This is a genomic window from Actinopolymorpha sp. B17G11, from assembly GCF_040196095.1.
Taxonomy (GTDB): Bacteria; Actinomycetota; Actinomycetes; order Propionibacteriales; family Actinopolymorphaceae; genus Thermasporomyces.
In genome coordinates this window covers 91,546-116,107 of record NZ_JBEFTW010000018.1, presented here as the reverse complement: position 1 = coordinate 116,107, position 24,562 = coordinate 91,546, and the positions used below count along the sequence as shown (strand labels likewise).

Annotated in this window: 14 protein-coding genes and 1 pseudogene; 6 read left to right on the top strand and 9 right to left on the bottom strand. The window is 69.4% G+C overall.

Annotated elements, in window-relative coordinates:
* Positions 1–28: 28 nt before the first annotated feature.
* Complete coding sequence (locus tag ABN028_RS19200) at positions 29–1,048, bottom strand: LacI family DNA-binding transcriptional regulator (RefSeq protein WP_349697518.1); 1,020 nt, start codon at positions 1,046–1,048, stop codon at positions 29–31.
* A gap of 138 nt (positions 1,049–1,186) precedes the next feature.
* Here ABN028_RS19200 and ABN028_RS19195 point away from each other — a divergent pair, with 138 nt between their 5' ends.
* The gene (locus ABN028_RS19195; RefSeq protein ID WP_349697517.1) at positions 1,187–1,642 is read left to right on the top strand and encodes a GNAT family N-acetyltransferase; all 456 of its coding nucleotides are present in this window, start codon (positions 1,187–1,189) and stop codon (positions 1,640–1,642) included.
* A gap of 253 nt (positions 1,643–1,895) precedes the next feature.
* Here the strand turns inward: ABN028_RS19195 and ABN028_RS19190 are convergent, their stop codons facing one another.
* From ABN028_RS19190 to ABN028_RS19175, 4 genes are all read right to left on the bottom strand, one after another.
* A complete protein-coding gene (locus ABN028_RS19190; RefSeq protein WP_349697516.1) occupies positions 1,896–2,852 on the bottom strand; it encodes a phosphotransferase enzyme family protein in 957 nt (318 codons plus the stop codon).
* A 44-nt stretch (positions 2,853–2,896) separates the two neighbouring features.
* On the bottom strand, positions 2,897–3,310 hold the full coding sequence (locus ABN028_RS19185; RefSeq protein WP_349697515.1) for a cytidine deaminase: 414 nt from the start codon (positions 3,308–3,310) through the stop codon (positions 2,897–2,899).
* A gap of 86 nt (positions 3,311–3,396) precedes the next feature.
* A complete protein-coding gene (locus ABN028_RS19180) occupies positions 3,397–4,071 on the bottom strand; it encodes a class I SAM-dependent methyltransferase (RefSeq protein ID WP_349697514.1) in 675 nt (224 codons plus the stop codon).
* A gap of 144 nt (positions 4,072–4,215) precedes the next feature.
* Positions 4,216–6,900, bottom strand: coding sequence for a bifunctional acetate--CoA ligase family protein/GNAT family N-acetyltransferase (locus tag ABN028_RS19175; RefSeq protein ID WP_349697513.1), 2,685 nt, complete (start codon positions 6,898–6,900; stop codon positions 4,216–4,218).
* A gap of 268 nt (positions 6,901–7,168) precedes the next feature.
* Here ABN028_RS19175 and ABN028_RS19170 point away from each other — a divergent pair, with 268 nt between their 5' ends.
* The 4 genes from ABN028_RS19170 to ABN028_RS19155 all read left to right on the top strand — a co-directional run bounded on the left by ABN028_RS19170 (position 7,169) and on the right by ABN028_RS19155 (position 17,111).
* The gene (locus tag ABN028_RS19170) at positions 7,169–9,817 is read left to right on the top strand and encodes a cation-translocating P-type ATPase (RefSeq protein ID WP_349697512.1); all 2,649 of its coding nucleotides are present in this window, start codon (positions 7,169–7,171) and stop codon (positions 9,815–9,817) included.
* Between the two features lie 83 nt (positions 9,818–9,900).
* Entirely contained in the window at positions 9,901–11,595 is a 1,695-nt protein-coding gene (locus ABN028_RS19165; protein ID WP_349697511.1) for an NAD(P)H-dependent oxidoreductase subunit E, read from the top strand.
* Positions 11,592–14,345: a formate dehydrogenase subunit alpha gene (gene fdhF / locus ABN028_RS19160; RefSeq protein WP_349697510.1), complete on the top strand. Its 2,754-nt coding sequence runs from the start codon at positions 11,592–11,594 to the stop codon at positions 14,343–14,345. The genes ABN028_RS19165 and fdhF overlap by 4 nt, the downstream gene beginning before the upstream one ends.
* A gap of 9 nt (positions 14,346–14,354) precedes the next feature.
* Positions 14,355–17,111 carry a cation-translocating P-type ATPase gene (locus tag ABN028_RS19155; RefSeq protein ID WP_349697509.1) on the top strand — a complete coding sequence of 919 codons (2,757 nt, stop codon included), beginning with the start codon at positions 14,355–14,357 and terminating at the stop codon, positions 17,109–17,111.
* A gap of 11 nt (positions 17,112–17,122) precedes the next feature.
* On the opposite strand, the pseudogene ABN028_RS35415 reads toward ABN028_RS19155, so the two are convergent.
* Positions 17,123–17,275, bottom strand: a pseudogene (locus ABN028_RS35415) (RNA 3'-terminal phosphate cyclase); the annotation flags it as partial.
* Positions 17,276–17,539: 264 nt separating this feature from the next.
* Here ABN028_RS35415 and ABN028_RS19150 point away from each other — a divergent pair.
* Positions 17,540–18,700 carry a site-2 protease family protein gene (locus ABN028_RS19150; protein WP_349697508.1) on the top strand — a complete coding sequence of 387 codons (1,161 nt, stop codon included), beginning with the start codon at positions 17,540–17,542 and terminating at the stop codon, positions 18,698–18,700.
* A 160-nt stretch (positions 18,701–18,860) separates the two neighbouring features.
* On the opposite strand, the gene ABN028_RS19145 is transcribed toward ABN028_RS19150, so the two are convergent.
* From ABN028_RS19145 to ABN028_RS19135, 3 genes are all read right to left on the bottom strand, one after another.
* Positions 18,861–19,739, bottom strand: a complete 879-nt coding sequence (locus tag ABN028_RS19145; protein WP_349697507.1) for a universal stress protein — start codon at positions 19,737–19,739, stop codon at positions 18,861–18,863.
* A 60-nt stretch (positions 19,740–19,799) separates the two neighbouring features.
* Positions 19,800–22,232 carry a glycoside hydrolase family 65 protein gene (locus ABN028_RS19140; protein ID WP_349697506.1) on the bottom strand — a complete coding sequence of 811 codons (2,433 nt, stop codon included), beginning with the start codon at positions 22,230–22,232 and terminating at the stop codon, positions 19,800–19,802.
* A 326-nt stretch (positions 22,233–22,558) separates the two neighbouring features.
* Positions 22,559–23,620: a fatty acid desaturase family protein gene (locus ABN028_RS19135; RefSeq protein ID WP_349697505.1), complete on the bottom strand. Its 1,062-nt coding sequence runs from the start codon at positions 23,618–23,620 to the stop codon at positions 22,559–22,561.
* Positions 23,621–24,562 lie beyond the last annotated feature (942 nt).

Below are 24,562 nucleotides of genomic sequence, written 5' to 3'. Positions count from 1 at the left end.
CTCCCTTCGCTGGGTCACGGAACGTGCGCTATGCCGAGCCTCGGCGTACGAGCTCCCATGTCTGCAGGCGAGTCCTCCCCTCGGCCGGCGCTTCGCCTGTGAGCCGACTGATGAGCAGATCAGCGACCAGGGCTGCAGCGGCAGAGGTAGGGCCCACGGTGGTGAGCTGGGGATTCATCACAAGGTCCTCGGGGATGTCGCCCACGCCAACGACGGCCAGGTCGTCTGGCACACGAAGTCCCGCGTCGCGTGCGGCCCACATCGTGCTGACGGCTGCGATGTCCGACGCCGCGAACACGGCAGAGGGTCGGTGGGGCTGCGCGAGGAGCTTCTGCGCGTTGCGGTACGCCTCGGCACGCGACGCGGCACCGGCGACCACGAGCCCGCGATCCAGAGGGAGGCCACTGGCACGGAGCCCTGCTCTGTAGTCGTCGTACTTGCGGTGGCGACGGCCCTTGGACAGGAAGTGGCCGATGAACGCGATCCGCCGGTGCCCTTCTGAGGCGAGATACTGGACAGCGCCGCGACAGGCCTCGGAGGCGTCGCTTCGCACGGCATCGATGCCAGGGGGCACCGGATCGTCCGTCATGGTGACGACCGCCACGTTCAGCGGGACCAGCGCGGCGAGGTCATCCGACGCCAGATGGACGCCCTCAGCCACTACCACGCCGTCGGCGAGACGACGACGCAGCTGCTCCATGATGGCGGGTCGCTCGTCGTCCTCATCGGCAATCGCGAGGACGAGGGTGAAGCCGTGCTGGGCAACCGCGGTCGTGAGATCCCAAGCGAGCTGCTCGAAATACGGTGCGCCTAGTCGCGGGAGCACCAGGCACACCCGATCGGTCCGCCGACGACTCAGTGCCCGGGCGGACTGGTTGGGCGCATAGCCGAGGGATCGAACCGCGTCGAGTACCCGCTGCCGGGTCTCCTCACTCACCCGACTGCTGCCGGAGCGGCGACCGCTCAGGACATAGGACACCGTCGCCTTGGACACGCCGGCCAACCGAGCGACGTCGGCCACCGTGGGCGCCCGCGGTGGCTCACTCATCGCGGATCGCCAGTTCTATGGTTACCCGATTAACCATGCTCGCGACGATAATGCGCACCCGCGACGAGCGTCAAGATGCTGGGTCGCACCCATCGAGGCATTCTGGAACGAGTTCCGTTGTCCCGAGGGAGTTGAGTCGTGACCGAACGCCACGATGAACACGCGAGCATCACGGTTCGCACCGCCACGATGGCGGATGAGGCCGAGATCCGGCGCGTGCTGCTCGAACTGCATCCGGATGGGGTAGACGCCGTGACGCTGCCTCACGTCCGTCAGGAGGCTCGTACGTTCGTCGCCACGCACAGCGATCGCGTGGTTGGAGTGGCGGTCGCGACGCTTGTCGACTACGGCCACGAGGCGTATGGATCGGTTGAAGAGCTCGTAGTGGAGGCTCAAGGGCGTGGCGTCGGAACCGGAGGGAGTCTGTTGGACGAATGCCGGAGATGGCTCGAAGCGTCAGGCGCCGAAGTCGTCTTTGTCTCAGCCGCCGACGACCAGGCGGCTCACTTCTACCGCTCTTCCGGCTTCGTCCGATGTACCGGACCCTGGCTCTACTGGGTGCCGAATGCTTCCAGACGAAAGGGTGAGCCTTGATGACTCACCCACGATGCACCGTAATCCTCTACTCCACGGACATCTCAGGCCTCACGGAGAGAGATCTCGACGGTGGCTGCGGCTGCGCCAGTACTACGAAGGGCTCGGAATGCAGGCACTTCACAGGCATGGCCGTTCGACGGTGGCACGTACTGAACGGACGGCAACCGTGGGCGGCGTACCCGAAACCTGTACAGGGCCGCAGGGCCAAGCCCGACGGGTCGCCGCGTCGAGCCTTTGCGGGTGCTGCGTCTCAGGGCGCGAGCCCGCACAGGTGGCGCATTCGGGCGACGTGCCCGCGTAGCACAGCCGCTGGGTCTGCGCCTTCTCGCTCTCGTATGCGGTATCGCGCTGCGTTGCGCGCCTGGGTCGCGACGGTGAAGGCCGGCAGTGCTGCGCGCTCGAGGTCGGTCAGATTGAAGTGCTCCTGGAACGCTGCGCTCAGCTCTGGGCGAATCCGATTGCTGGTCGCGTCTTCGCGGGAGAAGCAGAACGTCGCGTGCGCGACGTCCTCGAGACGGTAGCCGCGATGTACGACGTCGAAGTCAAAGACACCGGTCACCTGGTCGTCGACGAACGCGAGATTCGTACCGTGGAAGTCGGCGTGGACCCACGCTGGCGGGAGCTGATCCACAACTTCGATGGGGAAGTCTCGCGTCAGGCTGGCCAACCAGGCGTCGAGGAAGGCGAGCTCGGCGGCCACATCGCGATCGGCGAACATCGTGTGCAACTCGGCGAGATCTTCAGCGCCGTGCGTCCACCACCGGCGCAGGCTGGGAATGGTGTCGTCGTCGACGGCCGGTTCGGCGAAGTCCTCGGCCGCCTCGTGCAGGTCGGCGAGGCAAAGCGCGGCGTTACGCAGTTGCTCGCTGTTTGCGTAGTCGTAGCCGGCCCCAGCAACCTGACGGAAGAGGACCCAGGTTCTCTGCCCGGTGTTGACGAGACGTTCGCCGTCGTTTGTGGCGATGATGTCTGCGGTGGGAATGCCTTTGCCGAGTAGGTGTTCCTGGAAGTCGAGCTGGAACTGGATGCGCGAATGGTCAACGTTGCGGAGGTAGCAGCGGAGCACGTACCGGCCACCCTGCGCGTCGACCATGATCGCGTTGACGTTGCGGCCGGTCGTCGGCATCAGACCGATCTGGCGGAGCCCTGGGATTCGGTACTGCTCGACAAGCAGCGGCACGTCGTCGCTGAGGTCGGGTCCGGTCACGCATGGGTACGTTAGCCGATCACCTGATCGCCCGTTGGCTGCCGCTACCTCGCGCCGTAGGCCATCCCCCACCAGTGGGGTTGGAGCGATCCAAGCCGGTACGCGCGCCAGCCCGTCGGCGTCTGGTCGTCTGGAACGGCGACCTCGACGTCTGGACCCCAGAAGCGCAACCGTTCCTGACATGATCCACACGAAGCGATGACACGGATGACCGGCGAGTCATCATCTCGGACGACGCACGCAGAGGCTGTGACGGGTTCGTTGAGCTTGTGCGCCTCGGCGATCGCTCCGGTCTCGATGCACAGCCCAGCCGACTCGCTCAATGCCTCCACGAACACGCTCGTGAGGACGGTCCCAGCCGCTGTGTACATGGCGGCAGCTCCTCCCCAGCCAGTGTCGCCGTAGCGGGTGACGAGCAGGGCCTTCGCCGCATCCACGAGGTTCTCGTCCAGCTTCATACCGGCATCCTCCTGCAGACACGCAGCCCCGTCCCAGGCCATCAGCGGCAAGGCCGTTCGGCGGTGGCACGCACTGGACGGGACTGTCACCTTGTCGCACGGAAGACCAGAACTCGGGAGTCGACCGTAACCGGCTCGTTGTGCCAGCCGCCGCGCACGTTGACATCGCTGAATCCGGCACGTTCAAGGTCGGCGGTGATGTCCTCAGCGGTACGGAAGTACAGAACGGTGGTGGTGCGCGTCGAACGCCACTCGAGCCACTCGCGGACGTGACCGAACGAGGTGTCGCGTTCGGTGGAGGTCTCAGCCGGGTTCCAGCGCTCCCACTCCCTGGCTTCCGGATTGCGGGTTTCGAAGCTGATCACCCCGCCGGGTCTGAGCGCGGCCGCAAAGGAGCCCAGGACCGTCGGACAGGCCTCGGGACTTATGTGCATCATCGTGTTCCCACTGCTCACAGCCAGATCCGCGTCGCCGGAACCGGCGAGCATCGTTGCGTCGCCGTGGATCCAGGAAACCGCTTCGGCGCCCGGCTGGCGGCGTGCGTAGTCCAGCATCGTTGCGCTCGGGTCGACACCGATCACTACCCGGCCTGGCGTCGCGAGCGCACGAGTGAGGAGCCCGGTGCCGCAGCCCAAGTCGATGATCTTCTTTGCTTCGACCTCGTCAGCGAGCGTCCGGTAGTACACGTGGTCGTCGCTCGGAGGATTGTCGATGTCGTACCGCTCGACGAACCGCTCATCCCGATACGGGTCCACAGCCATGTCGCTGGCACGGTAGCGAGACCGCGCAGTGCACGCGACAGGGTTTCCCTTGGGTGGGCCGACCGTGCCATCCGCGCCGGCCAAGCAGACATCTAGCTCGAATCGCTGAGCTTTCGCAGCAGCTGCACGGCGTGTTGACCGTCCTCAGGCGCGAAGGCGGCGGAGGTACGGGTCGACAGGCTCGGCTGGCCCCACGCGGATTCTGGCGTCCACGATGCGACAGCCGTCTTCTGAGGCGATCACGGGGTTGAGGTCGAGCTCGGCGACCTCGGGTAGGAGTTCGCCGAGGCGGCTGACCCGCAGGAGGACGTCCGCGAGAGCCTCGGTGTCGAGTCGGGGGATCGCGTGTGGGTCGAACAGCATGGGGGACGCGCGCAGGGCGGCGATCATCTCCTCGGCGTCGTGGCTGGTCATGGGTACGAGCCGGTAGGCGCGGTCGGCCAAAAGGTCGGTGTCCACGCCCCCGAGGCCGAAGGCGACCAACGGCCCGAACGTGGGGTCATTGTGGAGGCCGGCCAGGAGCTCTCGCCCGGGTTCGGCCATTGGTTGGATGAGTACGCCGCGCAGTTGAGGTCCGAACCGGTTCCGAAAGCTGGCGAAGGTCGTACGGATCCGGGTCTCGTCCGCCACGGCGAGGGCGACGCCTCCGCCGCGGGTCTTGTGTTGCAGGTTCTCGGCGATCGCTTTCATTGCCACCGGGTGCCCAAGGTCGTGGAAAGCGGCGACCGCCGCCTGCGGATCGGTGACGACGACGCCGCCGAGCAACGGGAGTCCGAAGTGCCCGAGTAGGGCGGCCGCCGAGTCCGGGTCGAGCCAGCAGCCGGCCGGTTGCCTGTGAAGGATGTCGTCGACGAGTGCCCTGGCCGCGTCGATGTCGATGCCCGGCAGGTCCGGCACCGTGCCCGGCGGCCGGACTCGCCAGGTCCCGTACCGGGCGCACCGCTGTAGTGCGTCGGTTGCCACCGCTGGATCGCCGAACGCGGGTACGGTCCTGTCGGTGGGGCGCGTCGGTCGCAGCCCTTCGACAACCGCGGTCTGGCCCACCCGGACGGCGAGCACAGGCTTGCTGGCGCCGGCCACGCTGTCGGCGAGTCCGACGTCCGGGCGGACGAGTGCGGTCGGAGCGGCGAGGACGAGCACGATGTCGACGCACGGGTCGTCGAGGACCGTGCGTACACAGGTATGGAACGTCTGGTCGGAGATGCCGGCCGTCGTGTCGACCGGGTTGTCAAGACTCGCAGTCGGCGGCAGAAGCGACCCCAGCGTGGCACGGGTCTGTTCACCGAGTTCCGGCAGCGACAGCCCCCGTTCGGCCGCGGCGTCGGCCGCGAGGACCCCGATTCCGCCGACGTTGCCGATGACGGCGACGCGGTTTCCCTGGGGCGGCAGCTGCCAGCTCAGCATGCACGCCACGGCCAGCACCTGGGTGAGGCTGTCGACGGAGATGACGCCAGCCTGGTCGAACAGGGCGTCCCTGGCGACGACGGGCGTGGCGGTCGCCGCCGTGTGCGAGGCGGCAGCGCGCTGCGCCGCCTCCGTACGGCCGGTACGCAGGGCGAGGACGGGCTTGCGCTCGGCCAGAGCGCGCGCCACCTTGGCGAACTTGCGTGGGTTGCCGAACGACTCGACGTAGACGACTGCGAGGTCTGTGGTGTCGTCGCGGTGCCACCACATCAGCAGGTCGTTGCTGCTCACGTCGTACTTGTCTCCGGTCGAGACGAGAGTGGAGATGCCGAGACCCACCGCACGGAACTGCTCGAGGAGAGCGATGCCGACGCCCCCGGACTGGGTCACGATGCCGATCCGTCCGACGGGTAGCGGGCCGCTGGCGAAGGTGGCGTTGAGGCGTACGTCCGGATCGGTGTTGGCGACGCCGAGGCAGTTCGGGCCGACGAGTCGCATCCCGTGGCTGCGGACGGCCCGCTTGAGCGCGGTCGCCTGTTCCTCGTCCAGGCCGGAGGTGATGACGACGAGGGCGCGGACGCCGCGGACGCCGCAGTCCTCAGCCGCCTGGGCGACGGCCGCGGGCGGTACGCAGAGAACGGCAAGGTCCACGCCGGAGGGGAGGTCTCGTGCTGTGGCCACCGCCGCAAGGCCGTTCACGCTGGTGGCGTTTCGGTTGACGGCGTAGCAGGCGCCGCCGAAGCCGTCGCGCAGGTTGGCGAGCACGGCGTGGCCGATCGCGTCGGACCGCCGGCTGGCGCCGACGACGGCGACCGACCGGGGCCGCAGAACGGTACGCAGACTGGCCACGTCCGCGCGTCGTTCCCGCTCACCCACAGCCGACGGGTAGCCGCCGACGAGTTGGACGGCGACCTCGTACGACGACCCTTCGGCATGCATGGTGGTGGGGAGCCCGAGGTCGTGGAAGACCCTCACCATGGCCGCGTTCTCGCGGAACACCTCGGCCACGAAGCGGCGCACCCCGCGGGACCGAGCCGCCGACGCCAGGTGCTCGAGGAGCAAGGTGCCGAGCCCGTGCGCCTGGTGGTGGTGATCAACCACGAGGGCGACCTCGGCTTCGGCGGGGTCGGGAAGGGTTTCGTAGTGCGCCACCCCCAGGAGTGACCCGCCGATGAACCCGCCCAGCGCAAGCCGGTGGGCGTCACCGGTGCCCACGAGCTTTCGCAGCAGCGGGTCGATGCCGGCGGGTCGAGCGGTGAAGAACCGGAAGTAGCGGTCGCGCTCCGGCAGGCCGGCGTGAATGCCTCGAAGCTGGCCGAGATCAGCGGGCCCGAGCGGACGAATCACCACGATCCGCCCGTCGGTCAGCGCCGCTCGCACCTCCTGCACCGGAGGCGCCGCGGTCGAGGACTCACTCTCGCGCATGTGCCGGTCTCCCGGTCCACACGTTACGGGTGCGGGAACGTAGGGGGAGAGGAGTTGAACACCCCAGGAGGCGTGAGTGGGCCCGCTGGACAAAGGAGCGACACCGATGCCATCGGAAGGATCGGTGCCATCGGAAGGATCGGTGCCATCGGAAGGATCGGTGCCATCGGAAGGATCGGTGCCATCGGAAGGACCGGTGCCATCGGAAGGACCGGTGCCATCGGAAGGACCGGTGCCATCGGAAGGACCGGCGCCGTCTGAGGGGCCGGTGCGGTCGGAAGGTTTGTCCGAGGCTGAGGCGGCCCGGCGACTCGAGGAGGTCGGCCCGAACCTGCCGCCCAGACCTGGCCGGGTCTCCCTCGTACGGCGGGTCGTGAACCAGCTACGTGACCCGTTGATCGTCGTGCTGATCGCTGCCGCCGTTCTCACCATCGTCACGGCGGACTTCGCCGACGCCGCCGTGATCCTGCTGGTCATCACCGTGAACACGACGGTTGGTGTCACACAGGAGGTACGCGCCGACCGGGCGGTCGAGCAACTCGTCGCTCTCGCCGCACCGGCGGCGCGGGTGATCCGCGGCGGCGTGGAGCGCGAGGTCGGCATCGACACCGTGGTGCCTGGTGATCTCCTGATTCTTGCCGAGGGGGAGATCGTCGCCGCGGACGCACGGCTGGTCGAGGCGGTCGCGTTCGCCGCGGACGAGTCGATGCTGACCGGCGAGGCGGTACCGGTGGACAAGAGCGCCGTCCCGGCCGGCGAGCCGGGTGGCGAGGTGTCGGCGGGCACTGTCGTGGTACGCGGGCGCGGCCGGGCGGTGGTCACGGCGACCGGCGCCGGGAGCGCCATGGGAAGGGTTGCCGCCCTGCTCGCACCGGTTCCGGGGCTGACGCCGTTGCAGAAGCGCCTGGCTGGTGTTGCCCGGACGCTGGCGCTGGCGGCGGCCGTCCTGTGCCTGGTGGTTCTGGTCCTCGGTGTCGTACGAGGGCAACCGGTCGAGTTGATGGTGCTGACCGCGGTCAGCCTCATGGTCGCCGCCGTGCCCGAGTCGCTGCCCGCTGTCGTGTCGTTGGCCCTGGCCCTGGGTGCCCGTCGGATGGCGGCCCGGCAGGCAATTGTCCGGCGTCTGCCGGCGGTGGAGGCGCTCGGATCCGTCACCGTGATCGCCACCGACAAGACGGGCACTCTCACCGAGGGCGCCATGGTCGTGCAGAAGCTGTGGACGGTCGACGGCGAGGCCGACGTCACGGGGCTTGGCTACGCACCGGAGGGTCGCGTTGAGCGTGACGGCATGCCACTTGACCCGGAGCGCGCCCCGGACGTGGCCGCACTGCTTCGCGCGTGTGCGTTGTGTACGGATGCCGCACTTGTTCCGCCTCGCCCACCGACCCCGAAGGGCGGCAGGGGAGGCGGGGACGCCGCGATCGAGTCCTGGACCGCGGCCGGCGACCCGACCGAGGCGGCGCTCCTGGCCGCCGCCGCCAAGGTGGGCCTGACCCGAACGGCGCTCGAACGGGAGTGGCCGCGGGTCGGCGAGGTCCCGTTCGACAACGCCCGCAAGCGGATGACCACCGTGCACCGCGAAGCGTCCGGGCGCTTCGAGGTGATCTGCAAGGGTGCTCCCGAGGTCCTGCTGCGCGCGCCGATCACCAGCGACGACGCCGCGACGCTCCAGCGGGCGGAGCGCCGAGCCGACGAGTTCGCCCGTCAGGGTTACCGCGTACTCGCGGTCGCCGCCGGCGAGCGATCCTCGCTCCCGGCCGCGGGCGGTCCGTCCCCAGGACTCCTGCCTGAGGTGGAGGAAGGGCTGCGCCTGCTCGGTCTCGTCGCCATCGCCGATCCGCCGCGTGCCTCCGCCGCGGCCACCATCGCCGCCTGCCGGCAGGCAGGGCTCACTCCGGTGCTGATCACCGGCGATCACCGGGCCACGGCCCGCGCCCTCGCTGTCCAGGTCGGGATCGGCGGTGACGACCCGGTGGTCATGGACGGCTCCGACCTGGATCCGGAGCGCGTCCCGGATCCGCGCGACTGTGCGGTGTTCGCGCGAACGAGTCCGGAGCAGAAGCTCGGGATCGTCGATGCCTACGGCCGGCGGTCCCAGGTCGTGGCGATGACGGGCGACGGGGTGAACGACGCGCCGGCTCTGCGCCGGGCCGACATCGGGGTCGCCATGGGGCGGCGTGGTACGGAGGTCGCCCGAGAGGCCGCGGACCTGGTGCTGGCAGACGACGAGCTCGCGACCCTGGTCACGGCGGTCGAGGAGGGTCGGCGGATCTATGCCAACGTGCGGAGGTTCCTCGTCTACGGCCTGTCCGGCGGGGCCGCGGAGATCATGGTGATGCTGGTCGGCCCTTTCCTCGGGCTCCCGCTTCCGCTCCAGCCCGCCCAGATCCTGTGGATCAACCTGATGACCCACGGCCCGCCAGGGGTCGCGCTGGGCGCCGAACCTGCCGGTGCCGACCTGATGCGCTCGCCACCACGTCCGCCGGCGGAGCGGATCCTCGGTGCCGGACTCTGGCAGCGGATCCCGCGAATCGCCGTCGTCCTCGCCGCCGTGACGTTGGGCGTGGCGGTCTGGGCGGAGTCGACCGGGCGGCCGTGGCAGTCGATGGCCTACCTCACGCTCGCCACCACGCAGCTGGGTGTCGCCCTGGGCTCACGTGCCCGCCCGGGGACGCGCGACAACCCGTTCCTGCTGGTCGCGGTGGGCGCGTCCTTCGTCCTGATGCTGGCGGGGTTGTACGTTCCCCTGCTGCGGGAGCTGTTGGGTACCGAACCCCTGGCAGTCGCTGACCTCGGAATCGTCTGCGTCGTGTCCGTCGCCGGGTATCTCGCCGTACGCCTGGACCGTCGCCTGCACTCCGAGCCGTCGGCGAAGGCCTCCACCGCGAGGGGGACCGGCCGGAAGGAGCACGCCTGAGGCGGCCCGCGCGATCGTCGGCTGAACTGCACCAGACGTGGGCACGATGACCTCGTGGTCGAACTCGCGATGCCGAGGCCAGCATGAGCAGGCCGCCGACGGGCGCGTCGGTCGAGGGACTCGAGCGGCGCCGGAACGGTCCTGCCCACCGGGTCCTGGCCGAGCTTCGCTCGGCGCGGGCCGACCATGGTCGGATCACTCCTGACGACGAGCGCGCGATCGCCGCGAGGACCGGGCTACCGGTCGCCGTGGTGCATGGGGCCGCGCGCTACTACACCGACCTGCGCGGCACCCAGGGCGAGCGGCACGTACGGCTGTGCGGTGGGACGGCGTGCTTCGTGGCGAGCCAGGGCGGGCGCCACATTCCTGACGTGGAGCGGGTGCTGGGCGTACGGGCGGGGACCTGCGCGCCGGACGGCAGCGTGTCGCTGCAGGTCGTGCACTGCCTGGGTTACTGCTACACGGGCCCGGCCGCCCTCGACGGCGACGAGCCCCGCGCGGGTGCCGACCTTGCCGACCAGCTCGCCGGCCTCTCCACTCCGCGGGCGCCGGAACCGTCCGTACGGGCGGCGACGGCGCCCGTCGTCCTCCGTGGGATCCAGGGCGACGAGGGGGCGTGGGAAGTGTGGCGTGCCCTGGTCGCGGACGACAGGTCTCCCCGTCGCGTCCTGGAGGAGGTCGAGACCGCCGGCCTTCGTGGCCGCGGCGGTGCCGGGTTTCCCGCCGCGGCCAAGTGGCGGGCGTTGTCGGCGGCGGGTCCGGCCGGGCCGCGCTACGTCGTGGCCAACGGCGACGAGGGCGACCCCGGCTCGTACGCCGACCGCATCCTGATGGAGCGCGACCCGTCCGGGCTGCTGGAGGGTCTCGCCCTCGCGGCACTGGCCTGCGGGGCCACGACGGGATTCGTGTACGTGCGGTCGGAGTACCCCAGGGCGTACGAGAGCGTGGCGGCGGCCGTGGCCGCGGCGTACACCCAGGGACACCTCGGCCGCGACGTACACGGCTCCGGCATCGATCTCGACCTGGACGTGGTCATGGGGGCGGGTTCGTACGTCGCGGGGGAGGAGACGTCGCTCCTGCACTCGCTCGCCGGGCTGCGTGCGACGGTCCGGCCGCGGCCGCCGTACCCCGTCGAGTACGGCCTCCTCGGACGACCCACGGCGGTCAACAACGTCGAGACGCTGTCGTCGGTGCCGGCGGTCGTCCGTGCCGGCGGTGCGGCCTACGCGGCACGCGGAGTTCCGCCGGAGACGGGAACCCTGGTCGTCTGCCTGAACGAGCGGTTCGTACGCCCGGGTGCCTACGAGGTCGAGCTGGGCACGCCGTTGCGCGACATCGTCTTCGGGCTCGGCGGAGGGCTTCCCCGCGGGCGACGGCTGCGGGCGATCCAGGTGGGCGGTCCGCTCGGCGGCTTCCTCGCACCCGACCAGCTCGACCTTCCCCTGCTCGACTCCGCACTCACGGCGGCCGGAGTGACGCTCGGCCACGGCAGCCTGCTCGCCGTCGACGACCAGGTGGACCCGGACGACCTGCTCCGGCACCTGTGGGAGTTCGGCGCGAGCGAGAGCTGCGGCACCTGCACCCCGTGCCGCGAGGGCACCCGGCGAGGTGAACGCCAGCCCGAGGCGGCGGCGCGGGACGACGCGCTGCTCGACGTGATGCAGACCGCCAGTCTGTGCCCGTTCGGACGCCGCATCCCGGTGGCGGTCCGCAGCCTGGTGCGCGTCATGGGTGCGGGTCGGTCGGGCCCCGGACCTGGCGGGGATTCGCCGCGATGAGGGTGCGGGTGAACGGCACGCCCGTCGAGGTGCCCGACGGCAGCTCGGTTCTGGCCGCCGTCCGCGCTGCCGGTCTCGAGGTGCCGACGCTCTGCCACGACGAACGCCTCAGCCCGTCGGGTTCGTGCCGGGTCTGTCTGGTCCGCTCGGGCCCGGCGGTCGTCGCGGCATGTACGACACCGGCGGCCGAGGGTGCCGACATCCGTACCGACGACGAGACGGTGGCCGCCACGGTGCGACGCGTCGTGGAGCTCACCGTCGAACGGCTGCCCGCGGGTGCGCTCGACCTGCCGACCGAGCTCGCCGCGGTCTGCGACCAGCTCGGCGTCGGGCCGGAGGCGTTCGACGGCGCCGGACAAGGACCTGGTCGTGGGCTCGGCCGGGACGACTCCCATCCGTACGTCCGGCTCGACGCCGCCCTGTGCATCGCCTGCGGCCGGTGTGTCCGGATGTGCGACGAGGTTCAGGGCACGTTCGCCCTGACGCTCGTCGGACGCGGGGCGGACACGGTGGTGGCTCCGGGGACGGGCGGACCCTGGGTGGAGTCGGCGTGCGTGGCCTGCGGCGGCTGCGTGGACAGCTGTCCCAGCGGCGCGATCAGCGGGCCGGTCCCGTTGCCGGTCGCGGTGGCGCCGACCGCGACGGTGACCAGGACGACCTGCGGCTACTGCGGTGTCGGCTGCGCCCTCGACGTCCACACCCGTACGGCGGACAGCAACCCCGACCCGATCCCCGACCCGGTGGCGGACCCGATCCCAGACCCGATGGGCGACACCGACGAGCCGGCGATCGTGGCGATCACGCCGGCCCACGACGGACCCGTCAACCGCGGCCACGCCTGCGTCAAGGGGCGCTTCGCCTACGACTTCGTACGCTCGCCGGACCGACTCACCACGCCGCTGGTACGCCGCGCCGGCCGGCTCGAGCCGGCGACGTGGGACGACGCCCTCGCGCTCGTGGGACGGGAGCTGACGCGGATCCGCGAAACGCACGGCCCGGACTCCATCGCCGCCATCTCCTCGGCCCGGTCGACCAACGAGGAGAACTACCTGCTCCAGAAGCTGATGCGAACGGTCATCGGCACCAACAATGTCGACAACTGTTCGAGGATCTGCCACGCACCTTCTGCCGCGGGCCTCACCGCGACCTTCGGCCTGGCGGGTGGTACGAACGCCGCGGACGACCTCGACGACGCCGACTGCATCCTGCTCGTCGGTGCCAACCCGACCGAGGCGCACCCGGTGATCGGGGCCCGGATCATGCAGCGGGCGCTGAACGGCGCCCGGCTCGTCGTGATCGACCCCAGGAGGACCGGACTCGCCCGGGTCGCGGACGTCCACCTGCAAGGACGACCCGGCTCCAACGTCGCCGTCTTCCACGGGCTGGCCCGTCTCCTGCTCGACAACGGGTGGGTGGACGAGGCGTTCCTCGCGACCCGCGCCGACGGGTGGGACGAGTTGCGCGCCCTGCTTCACGAGTACCCGCCAGAACAGGTCGCCGAGCTGAGCGGCATCGAGCCGGCGATCCTCGCCGAGGCGGCCCGCCTGTTCGGCACGGCGCGCAAGCCCTCGATCGTCTACGGCCTCGGCGTCACCGAGCACGCACACGGCACGGACGGCGTGCGTACCCTCGCCAACCTCGCGGTCCTCCGCGGTGCCGTCGGCACGCCGAACGGCGGCGGTGTCAACCCGCTGCGTGGTCAGAACAACGTGCAGGGGGCGTCGGACATGGGCGCGCTCCCCGACCTTCTTCCCGGCTACCAGAAGGTGACCGACGACGCGGTGCGCCGACGCTTCGGCGAAGAGTGGGGGACACCCGTGCCGCCGCGGCCGGGGCTGCGGATCCCCGAGATGTTCGACGCCGCGCTCACGGGCCAGGTCCGGGCGCTGTACGTGTTCGGCGAGGACATCCTGCAGACCGATCCGGACTCGGGGCACGTCCGGGCCGCTGTCGAGGCCGCCGAGTTCGTGGTGAGCCAGGAGATCTTTCCCTCCGCCACCGCCCTGGCCGCCGACGTGGTGCTCCCGGGTGCGTCGTTCCTCGAGAAGGACGGCACGTTCGTGAACTTCGACCGGCGGTTCCAGCGGGTACGCCCCGCACTCGACCCGCCGGGACTGGCGCGTACCGACTTCGCGGTGGTGACCGCGGTGGCGCGGGCCCTCGGTGGAGACCTCGGCTGTCCCACGCCGGCGGACGCACTGGCCGAGTGCGCCCGTCTCACCCCCGTCTTCGCCGGCATCTCCCACGACCGCCTCGACAACGAGTACGCGTTGCACTGGCCCTGCCGCGGCCCGGACGATCCGGGTGAGGCCAGGTTGTACGAGCAGGAGTTCGCCACCCCGAACGGGCGCGCCCAACTCGCCGCCCTTCCCTGGGCGCCGCCCGGCGAGTCACCCGATACGGCCTACCCGTACACGCTGATCACCGGCCGCCGACTGGTCCACTACAACAGCGGAACGATGACCCGGCGGACGCCGAACCTCGCGCTGGTCCCCGACGAGCACCTCGAGATCAACCCCGACGACGCGCTGCGGCTCGGACTGCGCGAAGGGGACCTCGTCGAGATCGCCAGCCGGCGCGGCAGCATCACCGCGCCGGGCCGCCTCACCGATGACGTGGCTCCCGGCGAGGTCTTTCTTTCCTTCGCCTTCCCCGACGTGGCGGCCAACCTGCTCACCTCAGGCGAGACGGACGAGGTGACCTCCTGCCCGGAGTACAAGGTCACGGCGGTCCGGCTGCGTAAGGGCTGAGAGCGGTTCATGGGAGAGGGCACGACCGGACGTCCGCCATCAGTAGAGGACGAGGAGACATCTGTCCACGAGCCGCTCGCTCTCCTGCTGGCGCATCTGCGCAGTGGACCCGGCGGCCTGACCCATCGGGAGGCCGAGCGGCGGCTGGTGGTCTTCGGCCCGAACGTGTTGCGGCGGCGGGGCAAGCGGCGATTCGGCCGCGCGCTGGTCCGCCAGTTCGTCCATCCGTTGGCCCTGCTGCTGTGGGTCGCCTCGCTGCTCGCCTTCGTGGCGGGTACGCCGGTGCTGGGATGGGCCATCATCGCCGTGATCGTGCTGAACGCCCTTCTGGCGTTCGTGCAGGAGCAGCAGGCCGAGCGGGCGGTCGAGGCGCTGGTCGCGTACCTCCCGCAGGAGGCAACCGCGGTCCGCGACGGCGTCCGCCAAGTTGTGCCCGCGGCGACGCTGGTCCCCGGTGACGTCGTGATCATCGACGAGGGGGACCGGATCTCCGCCGACGGCCGGCTACTCGACGGCAGCCTCGAGGTCGACCTGTCGGCGCTGACGGGCGAGTCGCTGGCAGTGACGCGGGCCGCCGGTCCCACAGATGCGCGGGCGGCGCTGGTCGAGGCGCAGGACGTGGTGTTCAGCGGGACGACCTGCACAGGCGGTACGGCCCGAGCGGCGGTGTTCGCGACGGGAGCGCACTCCGAGCTGGGCCGGATCGCGGCGTTGTCTGAGCGCCGCGCACCCGAAGCCAGTCCGCTGGAACGCCAGGTTCGCCGGATCGCATGGCTGATCGCGGCGGTCGCACTCGGCGTAGGTGTGGCGTTCCTGCCATTGGGCACGCTGGCCGGGCTGTCCCTGCCGGATGCGTTCGTGTTCGCGACCGGCCTTCTGGTGGCGAACGTGCCCGAAGGTCTCCTGCCGACCATCACGCTGGCGCTCGCGGTCGGCGTCCGCGCGCTGGCTGTCCGGGGCGCCCTCGTCAAGCGGCTCTCGGCGGTAGAGACCCTCGGGTCGACGACCACGATCTGCACGGACAAGACCGGAACTCTCACCACGAACAGCATGCAGGTCCTCGAGGTGTGGACCCCTCGTGAGGGAGACGCGGCGACGAGACCGGTGAGGGAGGTGATGGTCGCCTGCAACACCGCCGACCTCGCTGGAGGTCCCGGGAGCGTCGACGAAGGGGATCCCACCGAGATCGCCCTGTTGCGGTACGCGGCCGACACCGGTACGGACGTCGACCTGTCACGTCGGGAAGGCCGGCGGAGGGCGATCTTCCGGTTCGATCCACGCCTGGCGCGGATGACCACCGTCGACGACACGGGTGAGTCGGACGAACAAGCCGGCTCTCCGCCACACCCAGAGCAGCTTGTCGTCCACACCAAGGGCGCACCGGAGGCGGTCCTGCCCCTGTGCACCCGCGTCCTCGACGGCGCTCCGCGAATCCTGACCGAGGCAGACCGTGCGCGTACCAGGGCTGTTCAGGAGGCACTGACCGCACGCGGACGTCGGGTCCTCGCCTTCGCCAGTCGAGTAACTGTCGCGCCGGGAGGCAGGCGGGGCGTCGAGTTCGCCCGTGAGGAGGTCGAGCGAGACCTCTGCCTGCTCGGCCTTGCCGGGCTGCACGACCCGCCCCGTCCTGAGGTGCCAGCAGCTGTGGCCGCCTGCCACGAGTCGGGCCTCACCGTGCACGTGGTCACCGGGGACCACGGCCAGACCGCGGCCGAGGTCGCCCGCGAGGTCGGCCTGCGCGCTGACCGCATCGTCACCGGAACCGACGTGGCGGCGATGAGTGAGGAGCGCCTCGGAGAACTCCTCGCAGGAGGTCAGGAACTGATCTTCGCGCGGAGCTCGCCCGAGACGAAGCTGCGGATCGTCGATGCGCTGCGCCACCGCGGCGAGGTCGTGGCCGTCACCGGTGATGGCGTCAACGATGCCCCGGCTCTCCGCCGGGCGGACATCGGGGTCGCCATGGGGCGTACGGGCACCGACGTCGCCAGGGAAGCCGCCACGATGGTCCTGACCGACGACAACTTCGCCACCATCGTGGCGGCGGTCGAGGAGGGGCGACGGGCCTTCGACAACGTCCGGAAGTTCGTGCTCTACATCTTCGCCCACGCCGTCCCCGAGGTTGCGCCGTTCCTCCTCTTCGCACTCTCCGGCGGGGCGGTACCCCTCCCGCTTACGGTGCTCCAGATCCTCGCGATCGACCTCGGCACCGAGACGCTGCCCGCGCTCGCTCTGGGCCGCGAACCGGCCGAGCCGGGAGTCATGGCCAGGCCACCGCGAGGGCGCCACGAGGGAATCATCGACCGCAGGCTGCTGTGGCGCGCCTGGGGCCTGCTCGGCCTGGTATCGGCGGTCCTGGTGCTTGGTGCGTTCTTCGTCGTCCTGGTCAGCGCGGGTTGGCATCCGGGCGCGGCAACCGGACCGGGCACGGCGCTCCACGGGAGTTATCTCCAGGCGACGACCGCCACCTTCGCCGGGATCGTCGCATGCCAGCTGGGTACCGCGTTCGCCGCTCGCACCGACCATGCATCCCTGCGGACCGTAGGGATCTTCAGCAACCCGCTGCTCCTCGCTGGGTGCGCATTCGAGATCGCGTTCGCGGCCGCGCTCATCTACCTGCCACCGCTCCAGCGGGTGTTCGGAACGGCCGCTCTGCCAGGCTGGGTTCTCCTCCTGCTCCTGCCCTTTCCCTTCATCGTGTGGGGAGTCGACGAGATCAGCCGCTGGCGGCGGCGTCGCCGACGGGACCGGGGACCTGCGCCGCGGTGAAGGCTCATACCCTCGAGCGAGCCGCCAACAAGGTCCCGCATCGCCAGGACGCCGCACAGGTGCTGGGGCCGCAGTCCGGGTTTGGGGCGGTGTGCGCGGACGTTCCACATCCGGAACGGCGTACCGGTAACGGCCGCGTACGCCAGCGCCTGACGCACGATCATGCCCGACCCCGAGTGCGCGGAACCGTCGATGTCGAGCAACGTGCTCACCCCTGCCGGTGCGTGACGGTCACAGGCGTGGAGGGCTCATCGCCAGTGTAGGTGGGAGCCCGGGTCCGACGGCGAACGCCAGACCGTCCGGGGGAGCGGGGGCCTGCGCTCACTCACGGGGCCGAAGGTCCTTGGCGCTGATGACCGTGCCCCGCTGACCTGCTCCGGCCACCGACGTAGCGTGAACATGGCCGGCGTGAGCGCAGGGGTGGTCGGGTGTTGACGAGTAGCGTGCGCCTGTTCCGCGTCAAGGGCGTCCCGGTAGGGATCAGCTGGACGTGGCTGGTGATCTTCGTGCTGGTGCTCTGGTCGCTGGCGGCGGTGTTGTTCCCGGCCACATATCCGGATCTGTCCGGATCGGCACATCTCGCGATGGCAGCCGTCGCCACCGTGCTCTTCTTCGCCTCGATCCTGGCGCACGAACTCAGTCACACGCTCCAGTCGATGCGCGAGGGCGTACGAGTGCGGGAGATCACGCTGTGGCTGTTCGGTGGCGTCTCTCGGGCGGAGGAACCGCTGCCTGGTCCCGGCGCGGAGTTCCGCGTGGTGATCGCAGGGCCGATCGCGACCGCGGTCCTCGCGCTGGTGTTCGCGGGGCTCGCGCTGCTTGCGGATGTGACCGGACTTCCCGCGTCCGTGACAGGCGTACTCGACTATCTGGCGCTCATCAACACCTTGTTGCTCGTCTTCAACCTCGTTCCCGCGCTACCGCTCGACGGTGGACGGCTCCTGCACGCACTGCTGTGGTGGCGACAGGGGGACAGCGCGTCGGCCACGATCTCGGCTGCTGTGGGTGGGCGGATCTTCGCGGTGCTCCTGATCCTTCTCGGCCTGACCAGCCTGCTGGCTGGCGGGGGCGTAGGCGGTATCTGGTTCCTCCTGCTCGGCTGGTTCCTCCTGCTGGCCGTCCAACAGGAGGTGGTCTCCGCTCGGCTGGAACATGCGTTCACCGGCCTGCGCGTCCGCGACCTGATGGCCCATGCCCCGGTGACGGTGGATCCCGGCCTCACCATCGCCGAGTTCAGTAAGGACATCGGGCGGTGGCCCGCACACGCTTCGTACCCCGTGGTGCGGCACGGCGACCTGGTTGGCCTGCTGTCCCTGTCGAGGGCTGCCGCCGTGCCCAAGCAGGAGCGACGCACGGTGCATGTCTCGGACGTGATGTTCGCTGGCCAGGACGTTCCCACAGTCCGTGCGGACGACCTGGTCGTCGACGCGGCACGCGCACTGCAGCGGGATCCAGGCCGGGCTCTCGTGGTCGACGGCGGCACCGGACACGAGCTCGTCGGGCTGTTGTCGGTCAGCGACCTGAACCGCGCACTGGAGGTCGCCCCGCTGCGGGAGCCTCGGCAGGACGCGGGTCACGACCGCCCCTAGGCCCTGTCTCCCCAATCACGCCTGACTCGCGACGCCCCGCATCCCGGCTGGCTGCGTTCTCGTCGATCGGCGCACAAACCCAGTGCGCCTTCCTCCTCCGCCTTGCCAACCGGGCACGGATGCGCCGCTCGCTTGACCGGCGCCATTTGGGAGACAGGCCCTAGGCTGACGCGCCCTGGTCGGTTACCACCATGGTCGGGCGTTGCGCGTGGGCGAGCAGGTGCAGGCTGACGGATCCGAGGATGGCGGCGGATAGCGGTCGGTGCCCTCGCGAGCCGATGACGAGGAGGTCCGCCACGGAGGCCTCCTCGTCGAGGGCCACCGCGGGATGTCCCGCGATGACCTTGTGCTCGATCGGGACGGCAGGAAAGTCGATCTGGACGGGACCGATCGCCTCCTCGAGCTGACGGCCACCCTCGACCAGGTGATCGTCCGCTGGCCGGTAGATCTCCGTCCCGTAGGGCGGCGGCACGAACACCGCATGGACCGCGATGAGGTGGCAATCTCGGATCAGAACCTCCTCGGCGGCCACCCGAAGGGCCTTCCGTGAGGCGCGCGAACCGTCGACTCCGACCACGATCGGTGCGTGCACCCGGTGCGCGGGGTAGTGGGCGGGGACCACCGTCACCGGACACGCGGCGTGTGGGAAGCAGGCAAGGCTGGTCGACCCGAGGAGCAGTCCGGCGACACCGCTGCGGCCCCGAGCGCCCACCACGAGAATGTCGGCGGCCTGGGAAAGCTCCGTCAGGACCTCCACGGGATCGCCTTGCGCTACCCGCGTGACGATGGAGACTTCTCCACCGTCGAGGTCGGCCAGCTGTTGCTGCTGCATGCGCTCACACGCGTCGACGATTTCGCGTTCGGTCATGTGTCGGGGCCGGTCGGGAAGATGGCGTGGTCGAGACCGGTCCCATACCGTGACCGCTTCGACATCGGCTCCCCGGAGCAGCGCCTCGTTGCGCGCCCAGCGGGCGGCGGCGAGGGAGTTGGCCGACCCGTCCAGGCCCACGACGATTCGATTCGTCCGCTCCGATGTCATCCCCACCTCCTCCTCCTTCGCGTCGGGAGAGATCGACTTCCTCACCTGGCCGGACCTCGCTCACCCGGGCGGCATCTGTGGGCGTCGGTGAGACCGCGCGGGTGTCAGGCGTACCTGCCAGGTTTCTCCGGGGGGCAGGGTTGCGGTCTTCTCGTCGAGTGCCACCGTGATCGGTGCCGCAGCGGATGCCGGCAGCCCGACAATGAGTTCTTCCTGCGTGCACCGCACGGTGACGCCCCAGTGCCCCCGGTATCGCAACGTCAGCTCGAGCGCGGCAAGCTCCCGTGGCAGTCGTGGGTCCAACCGGAGGACGTCGCCGCCGATCTCGAGTCCGGTGTAGCACCGTTGCACGAGGTCGACGCAGCCTGCCATCGCGCCGAGGTGGATACCTTCCGCCGTCGTCCCCCCGGGCGTGTCGGCGACGTCGCTCGCGAGCGCGTCGAGGAAGAACCGCCACGAGGCGTGCCGGTCGGTACGCGACAGCACCCAGGCGTGGACCACCGCACTGAGAGTGGAGCCATGCGACGTCCGGGCAAGGTAGTACTCGACGGTTCGCAGGATGTCGTCGGGCTTCAGCGAGTAGCCGAGGTCTGCCATGACGCGTGTCAACTCGTCCTTGCTCAGGAGGAAGAACAGCATCAGGACGTCGGCCTGTTTGGACACCTGGAAGAGCCGGACGTCGGACCCCTCGGACTCGAGGATCCGGTCGAGCCGCCGGATGTCGCCGTACTTCGCCCGGTAACCAGCCCAGTCGAACTCGGCCAACTGGTCGTACCCCTCGAACTGGCTGATGACGCCGCGACCGTGGAAGTCGACGCGCATCCGGCGGGTCATGTCCTCGAACCGGCTCAGGTCGGCGTCGCTGAGTCCGAGGCGTTCGCGAAGCTCGTCCCGCCGATGCACCGGTATCAACCGGAGCGCCTCCAGGGCTCGACGCATCAGCCAGGCGACCATGACGTTGGTGTAGGCGTTGTTGTCGATTCCGGGGGTCGAGGACGCGGGATATCCGTCGTGGTACTCGTCGGGGCCCATCACACCGCGGATCTGGTAACGCTGGTCGCTGTCGTCGAACGTCGCCAGCGTGCTCCAGAAGAGTGCGATGTCCAGAAGCATCTCGGCGCCGTGACTGGAAAGGAACGCCAGGTCGCCGGTGGCCTGGTAGTAGAGCCAGACGTTGTGGGCCACGGCGATCCCGACATGCCGTTGGAGGTGGGAGTTGTCCGGGAGCCAGCGTCCCGAGCGTGGGTTCAGATGCCACTGTTGCGTTTCGTCACGTCCGTCACTTCCGCTCTGCCACGGGTACATCGCTCCGCGGTAGCCCGCGGCCTCAGCCGCCCACCGTGCCTGCGGAAGTCGCCGCCAGCGGTACATGAGGAGCGCCCGGGCCACCTCCGGCAGTCGCAGCGTCAGGAACGGGAACACGAAGAGCTCGTCCCAGAAGACGTGCCCGCGGTACGCCTCGCCGGACAGTCCGCGCGCTGGAACGCCGACGTCCAGGTCGGTCGTGTGTGTCGACAATGTCTGCAGAATGTGGAAGGCGTACAGGTCGAGAGTCTTCTGCGGCTCTTCGCCGATCGCGCGGGCGCCCGTGAGCGTGGTACGTCCGCTGCGCCGAATCTGCTTCCAGGCAAGGACGTGCTGGTCGAGGAGCTGAGCGAAGTCCCCCGCGTGACGGATCCGGGTGGTAGCTGCGAGGAGGCTCTCGCCGATGGCGCGGTCGAGCGATGTGTGCAGTGCGATCGCCTTCTCGACGGTCACCGGCACTCCCGCCTTCAGGTCCAGGTCGAGGTCGACGCCGACCCAGGAGGCAGTGCAGTCGAACCTGCGACTGATCGCACCAGGAGCACGTATCCGCATCGCCTCGGCGACCCGGATCCGCGAGGATGCCGTCTGCATCTGCAACCAGGCAATCTCCTCCGCGTCGTGACCGGAGCTGACCGGTTCCAGATGCGCACCGGACAGGTCGCGGTAACGCTCGACCCCGCGGTTGGTGATCCGACCGTCAAGTGCTGCTCGTACGCACAACCGCCCAGACCAGTCCTCGGCCACGAACGTCGTCTCCAGCGCCGCCACGTGCGGGTCGGCCATGGACACGAGCCTGCGCTGGACGACCGACGTGGTCCTTCCGGCCGGGTCCACGAAACGCAGCCTCCTGGTCAGGGCGCCGCGCTCGAGATCCAGCTCATGACGGTTGCCCAGCAGTTCGGCGCCCGCCATGTCGAACCAGTCGCCCTGGTCGACGCGAAACGTCAACGCCAGCCAGTTGGGGACGTTGACGAGGTCCTCGTTCTCGAAGGTACGGCCGGCCACGTGGGACTCGAGCCGGTCGTAGCAACCGGCGACGTAGGTTCCGGGGTAGTGCACTCCGTCGGCAGCCGCCTCCGGCACCGCTCCACGAGTGGCGAAGTAACCGTTGCCGAGGGTGCACAAGGTCTCGCGAGCCCTTTCGGCGGCAGGATCGAACCCTTCGTAGATCACCGACCACTGGCTCACGCCAACCTCCCGGAACGACGCGGCAGGCGTCCAGTCAGAGCTGCGCCAGGGTTCAGCGTTGTCGAGCCCAAAAGGCACGTGCAGGGCCTTCCGGCACACCTTCCAGGTGAGGAGGCCACTGGTTATCCAGGGTTCTCAGGCAGTCGCGGGCGCATAGCCTTCAGCAGTTGCATATCGGTCAGATCCGCTCGCGCGAGACAATGCCCCATCCGGGGCAGAACGCCCTGAGACGTTATTCGGTAGCACGAAGCGGGGCGCACGTTCATAGGCGGGCAGCAGTGCGTCGTCTCCTGCAGCGGGCGCGTCCGCTCGTAGGAGCTCGAGCATCAGGTGATGCGTTCCGGGGTGCGCAGGCAGGCGCCGGTTTCGTGCAGGTAGCCGAGGATCTCGCGGTAGGAGCGGATCAGTCCGGTGTCGTGATAGCTGATGTCGTGTTCCCGGCAGAATGCTTCGACCAGGGGTTTGGCGCGGCGCAGGTTCGGCATCGGCATGCTGGGAAACAGGTGGTGCTCGATCTGGTAGTTCAGTCCGCCGAGGGCGTGGTCGACGAACCAACCGCCGTGGACGTTGCGGGAGGCGAGCACCTGCTTGCGTAGGTAGTCCAGCCGTCCTTCCATGAGCGGCATGCCCTTGTGGTTGGGTGCGAACGAGCATCCCAGGTAGAAACCGAAGACCGCCTGGTGGACGGCGAAGAAGACCAGGGCCTTGCCGGGGGAGAGGACCAGGAACAGTGCGGTGAGGCATCCGACGGTGTGGACGGCGAGGAGGACCACTTCGGCTGTTCGTTGTTTGACATCGCGTCGCCACAGGGCGCCTACCCCGGTGACGTAGAGGTGGAGCCCTTCGAGCAACAGCAGGGGGAAGAAGAAGAACGCCTGCCAGCGGGTGAAGATCCGGGCGGCGCCGCGTCGAGTGCCGGCCTGGTTCTGGGTCCACGCGATGCCGCCGACTCTGATGTCCGGGTCGTCGTCGACATGGTTGGGGTTGGCGTGGTGTCGGGTGTGTTTGCCGATCCACCAGCCGTAGCTCAGCCCGATACCGAGGTTGCCCAGCAGCAGACCGGCGATCCGGGCGTGACGTTTGGAGGCGAAGACCTGCTGGTGTCCGACGTCGTGGGCGAGGAACGCGACCTGGGTGTAGATCACGGCGAGCCCGGCGGCGACCGGGATCTGCAGCCAGGAGTCACCAAGGAGGAAGAACGCGACCCCGGCCGCGGCGAACGACGCGAGCGTCAGGGTGAACCTGGCGACATAGTGGCCGGGACGGCGATCGAGCAGCCCAGCCTGGCGGATCCGGCGCGTCAGTCTCGCGTAGTCGGTGCCGCGTGACGTGCCGAACAAGGGCGGACCGGTTCGTTGGGCGGGTAGGTGGATCTTGGATGGAGGCATGGCTGATCCTTGCGTGTCGGTCTTATGGCTTCGCTCAGATCGCGGCCGGTCCTCGGCGGAATGACAAGGAGGTCAACGCGAGCGCCATCCGAGCCGGTCCGTGCATCCACAGGAACAAGAAACTCGGTGGTCCTGTGTCCTTGAGCAGGAACCCGCTCAACGTGACGAATACGAAGGTGGTCGCGTGTTCGGGCCCGTGGACCTGTCGCGGTTTCGGTACATGACATCCCGTTCGGTGGCCGGGTGGCAGGCAACCTCGAGGCGGGGATGTCGTCGATTCCGGATATGGGAAATGGTACGCCGACGAACTTCCGAAAACAGCCACCCTCGGAAGTCGCGCAGGTCGGGCTTCCAGGGTTCGCTGGTGGTTGCGTCGGCATCGGCGCGTTCAACGCCGCCAAGACCTGCTCACTCGCCAGCACGGCGAGCACAAGCATGGGCTCCATCGCTCACTCGCTGGACCGGACACTGGAGGCGGTCCCAAAGGCCCTGGGGAACGCATGGCCTGGTCCGTCTGCGCCGGAACCGGGCGATGAAGTCTCCTGCCTTCAGGTGTGTCCGGGCCAACGAGCGAGGTAGCCGGCTGAGATAAGACCGCGATGCATGCCCCCGAGGCATCCTCCTCCATGACCTCAGGGACGTGCACCACGACTCGTCAAAGATATGCCCCATGAGTCCGATTTGGCTCGACCCAAATGAGTGGGACTGGCCCCCCCGATTGAGTGCAATTCCCGCGTTTTCGCCATTCCGTGCCTCTGACAGAAACAACACTCGGAGGTTGCACTATCGCTGCGATAGATGCTGTGTCAGAGTGGCCATGTGCCATCAGCGGGCGAGACCAGCAGGCGCGCCACCCTGAAGGTGATAGCCGAAGCCAGGCGGTTCCTTCTGGACTTGGACCAGAGCCGGACGCCGAGTGGACAGCGCCCGCGACGCACCGAC

Coding starts and splice junctions, on each gene's coding strand:
- ABN028_RS19155 (WP_349697509.1), top strand. CDS start 14,355: ATGGGAGAGGGCACGACCGGACGTCCGCCATCAGTAGAGGACGAGGAG.
- ABN028_RS19185 (WP_349697515.1), bottom strand. CDS start 3,310: ATGAAGCTGGACGAGAACCTCGTGGATGCGGCGAAGGCCCTGCTCGTC.
- ABN028_RS19175 (WP_349697513.1), bottom strand. CDS start 6,900: ATGCGCGAGAGTGAGTCCTCGACCGCGGCGCCTCCGGTGCAGGAGGTG.
- ABN028_RS19200 (WP_349697518.1), bottom strand. CDS start 1,048: ATGAGTGAGCCACCGCGGGCGCCCACGGTGGCCGACGTCGCTCGGTTG.
- ABN028_RS19165 (WP_349697511.1), top strand. CDS start 9,901: ATGAGCAGGCCGCCGACGGGCGCGTCGGTCGAGGGACTCGAGCGGCGC.
- ABN028_RS19180 (WP_349697514.1), bottom strand. CDS start 4,071: ATGGCTGTGGACCCGTATCGGGATGAGCGGTTCGTCGAGCGGTACGAC.
- fdhF (WP_349697510.1), top strand. CDS start 11,592: ATGAGGGTGCGGGTGAACGGCACGCCCGTCGAGGTGCCCGACGGCAGC.
- ABN028_RS19135 (WP_349697505.1), bottom strand. CDS start 23,620: ATGCCTCCATCCAAGATCCACCTACCCGCCCAACGAACCGGTCCGCCC.
- ABN028_RS19145 (WP_349697507.1), bottom strand. CDS start 19,739: ATGACATCGGAGCGGACGAATCGAATCGTCGTGGGCCTGGACGGGTCG.